The sequence below is a fragment of the Desulfobacula sp. genome, assembly GCF_021107415.1.
The window spans coordinates 1-3,862 of record NZ_JAIOSW010000301.1; the positions used below are offsets into that span (position 1 = coordinate 1).

3 protein-coding genes are annotated in these 3,862 nt (G+C 37.1%); 2 read left to right on the forward strand and 1 reads right to left on the reverse strand.

The annotated features are described in order from the left end of the window. Window positions 1–355 precede the first annotated feature (355 nt). Entirely contained in the window at window positions 356–1,588 is a 1,233-nt protein-coding gene (locus K8S13_RS15660) for a protein GlmU (RefSeq protein WP_291463902.1), read from the forward strand. Between the two features lie 25 nt (window positions 1,589–1,613). Next, window positions 1,614–2,957 (forward strand): phosphoglucosamine mutase, encoded by a 1,344-nt coding sequence (gene glmM, locus K8S13_RS15665; RefSeq protein WP_291463904.1) that lies wholly within the window; start codon window positions 1,614–1,616, stop codon window positions 2,955–2,957. Between the two features lie 54 nt (window positions 2,958–3,011). Here glmM and K8S13_RS15670 read toward each other — a convergent pair whose 3' ends face one another. After that, the gene (locus tag K8S13_RS15670) at window positions 3,012–3,719 is read right to left on the reverse strand and encodes a Bax inhibitor-1/YccA family protein (protein WP_291463906.1); all 708 of its coding nucleotides are present in this window, start codon (window positions 3,717–3,719) and stop codon (window positions 3,012–3,014) included. Between the last annotated feature and the right edge of the window lie 143 nt (window positions 3,720–3,862).

Consider the following 3,862-nt stretch of genomic DNA (forward strand, 5'->3'; position numbering starts at 1 on the left):
ATTCCTATTTTTTGTAGAAATATCAAGTAGATAATCGCCTTTGACCATTCAAAGATCAATTATATTTTTGTTACGTCAAGTACATACTTAAGCAGAATATTATTTTTGCCTGCTCATTCAACTTTATTGGAATAAATTGCGTTTATTTACATCAGTTAGCATAATGAATGGTTTTTTTGAATTGCTGGGGCGTAGAGAGAAAATGAAGAGTCAAGCAAAGAATCGTTGATTGATGTATGTAAGGTTCTTAGCCCAGCCAAGGTTTGAAATTTTAAAACACCCACAACCGAAATCAGAGAGCCTCCAACAGAAAATACCTTGACAATTCACCCATGAGACAATTATTTATAGTTTTATGGAAAACAATATTGTTAAGGCGCTCATAAAAAAAGGGGTAAAAATTCCCAATCCCGAATCAGTCTATATTTCGGAAGATGTCAATCCTGACAAAATCTCAAATGAAGATGTTATCATTTATGGTGGTTGCAAGATCATGGGTGAAAGATCCCTGATAATGAAAAATTCTCAAATCGGATATGAAGCACCGGTTACACTTGAGAATACACTGGTGGGTGAAAATTGTAAATTAAAGGGTGGTTTTTTTAAAGGTGCTGTCTTTGCCGGTGACAATTCATTTGGGTCCGGGGCACATGTAAGAGAAGGAACCATATTTGAAGAACAGGCAAATGCAGCTCATACTGTGGGTCTCAAACAGACAATTTTATTTCCTTTTGTAACCCTGGGCAGTTTGATTAATTTTTGTGATTGTTTTATGGCAGGAGGAACAAGTCGTAAAGACCATTCTGAAATCGGGTCTTCTTTTATCCATTTTAATTATACACCAAACCAGGACAAGGCCACACCTTCCATGATGGGGGATGTTCCTCAAGGGGTCATGCTGAAGTCTAAACCAATTTTTTTAGGCGGGCAGGGTGGTCTTGTAGGACCTGTCAGGATAGGATATGGCTGTATTTCTGCAGCCGGTTCCATTATTAGAAAAAATGAATTGAGAAATGACCGCATCATACTTGGCGGCTCTTTTAAGGATGTATCCATTCCAAGACAATTTCATGTTTATAAAAATGTGGGCCATATTTTTAATAACAATATCTATTATATTGCAGGTCTTGTTTCATTAAAATCCTGGTATAAACATATACGTCCGCTTTTTATTTATGATGATTTTTCCCAAAGCTTGATCAAAGGTATGCAGAAGAATTTAGACCAATGCATTATAGAGAGAATTCAGCGGTTAAAAAATTTTTGTGAAAAATTAAATTTGTCAAAAAAAATATTTCTCTCAAAAGCAAAGGATAAAAAATCAAAATTAATTTTAATTCATGAAAAGGCAATGGATAAATTTAAACTGGCTGATAAAATTTTTAAAATGGAATATGAAAATAAGGGTTTAGATAAAGAGGGAGAAACCTTTATTCGGGTTATTGAAAAAAAAATAGCCCAATCAGAAGACCCGACAGAAAAAAAATATATACAGGTCATTCAAAGCCTGGAACTTAAAGAGCGTGAAAAAGGTGGTCAATGGCTGTTTAATATTGAACAGGAAATGGTTCAAAAATTATTAATCTGATTTAATTAATTTGGCAGGACAAAAAATGGGAACACTTTTTGGAACAGATGGGATCAGGGGAGTTGCCAACAAATACCCCATAACCTGTGAAATTGCCTTAAAAACAGGACGGGCAGTCGGACTCTTCACCAAAAAGAGCGGGTTTAATGCCGTGATTATCGGAAAAGACACCCGGATTTCAGGGGATATGCTGGAGTCTGCCCTTGCAGCAGGCGTTGCATCAACCGGTATAGATGTCCTGCTGGCCGGTGTCATACCCACACCAGGGGTGGCATATTTGTGTTTAGCTGTAAAAGCGGCAGGTGCAGGAATTGTTATATCTGCTTCCCATAACCCCTATCAGGATAATGGAATCAAGATTTTTAAACAGGGCGGAGAAAAGCTTTCAGACGATGAGGAAGCTCAAATTGAGGATTATATCCTTAATTCTGAGAATGTTCCACAGGGAAGTGTGGGAAAAATAACTGTAATTTCAGATGGGTTGGAAAAGTATTCCGATTTTTTATTAACCATGTTTCCTTTTAAGAAACTTGATAAAAAATTAAAAATAATCATAGACTGCTCAAACGGAGCCGCGTCAAAAATCGGACACATGGTCTTTAACGGCAACTTGTTTAACACTCAATTTATATATGATTTTCCTGATGGAAAAAATATTAATCATAATTGCGGGTCGCAGCACACACAAGAACTTCAGGGGTTAGTTATACAGAAAAAAGCAGACATTGGCATTGCCTTTGACGGAGATGCCGACAGGCTTATCGCTGTTGATGAAAACGGCAATGAGATTACAGGAGACAGGATTCTTGCTGTGTGCGCAAAGTTTGCAAAAGACCATGGAAATCTGAAAGAAAACATAGTTGTAAGTACAATTATGAGCAATATCGGCTTAACCAAGACGTTTGACAGCCTTGGAATTCATCATATTAAGTCTGATGTTGGTGATCGTAAGGTTCTTAAGGAAATGAAAGAATCAGGTGCTGCCATTGGTGGTGAAGATTCCGGTCATATAATCTTCCTGGATTACCATTCAACAGGAGATGGAATGCTTTCAGCTTTAAGACTGCTTGAGGTCATGGTGGAAACAGGCCAATCATTATCCGATCTTGCATCTGTCATGACAGTTTATCCACAGGTACTTATGAATGTAGAAGTGGATGCATCACGTCCTGATTTTATGAAAATTGAGACGGTTGCAGATACAATCAAAGCTGTTGAAAGAAAATTGGCAGATAAAGGGCGGGTTTTAATCCGTTATTCAGGCACTCAGCCCTTACTTCGAGTAATGGTAGAGGGACCGGATCAGAGTATTGTTGAGAAATATTGTCTGGATATTTGCCAAAGCATTAAAAAGAGTTTTGAGGGATAAAGTTTACCTTTCCCCTCAAAACTCAAAATTTAAAACTCACAATTTAAAATTTTTTTAATCTTTGCTGCCGCCAAAAATGTGAAGCATCATGATAAAAAGATTGATAAAATCAAGATATAGCGCAAGCGCTCCCATTAATGCTCCTTTGCGAATCATTGCACCTGATGCATTATCAGGAAGGGAAACAGCCATGGTTTTCAATTTTTGAGTGTCATAGGCTGTGAGGCCGATAAAAACCATAACGCCAACATAGGAAATAATCATTTGCATGGCTGAACTCTGGATAAAGATATTAACAACAGAGGCAACAATTATACCGATAAGGCCCATGAACATAAATCCACCCAGGGAAGTCAGATCTTTTTTGGTAACCATCCCATACACACTGCAGGCAAGAAAGGTCACAGCACAAATCATAAATGTAGAGACAATGGATGTGGCAGTATAACGAAGAAAAATATAAGACAGGGTTATTCCATTCAAAATCGAATAGATTGTAAACAGGGCAGTTGCTGTTGTCGCTTTAATTTTTTGAATTCTTGCACTTAGAAAAAAGACAAATCCCAGCTCTGCAAAGATCAGTATCATAATTAAACCGGGGGTTCCATATATGAGTTGAACCATGGCTGCGTTGTGAGACACATAGTATGCAGTAAAGCCAGTAAGAGCAAGTGCAATGGCCATCCAATTATATACGCTTCTGATAAATGAATTTGTTTTTACCAGGACGGCAGTTTGTGAAACCGAAGAGTATGAATCCATTTTATTCCTCCAAATAAATTGTTATTAAGACTGCAATATAACACGGAAGGGGGAAATTTCAAGATTATAATTTGGTTAAGTATTGAAATAATGCGTATTTGAGTCAATAGAATAAAAAGTTTACATAATATATATTATCGGAC

What these genes read in the sequence shown, in the direction of transcription:
- K8S13_RS15660 (WP_291463902.1), top strand. Translation starts at nt 356, where the DNA reads ATGGAAAACAATATTGTTAAGGCGCTCATAAAAAAAGGGGTAAAAATT.
- glmM (WP_291463904.1), top strand. Translation starts at nt 1,614, where the DNA reads ATGGGAACACTTTTTGGAACAGATGGGATCAGGGGAGTTGCCAACAAA.
- K8S13_RS15670 (WP_291463906.1), bottom strand. Translation starts at nt 3,719, where the DNA reads ATGGATTCATACTCTTCGGTTTCACAAACTGCCGTCCTGGTAAAAACA.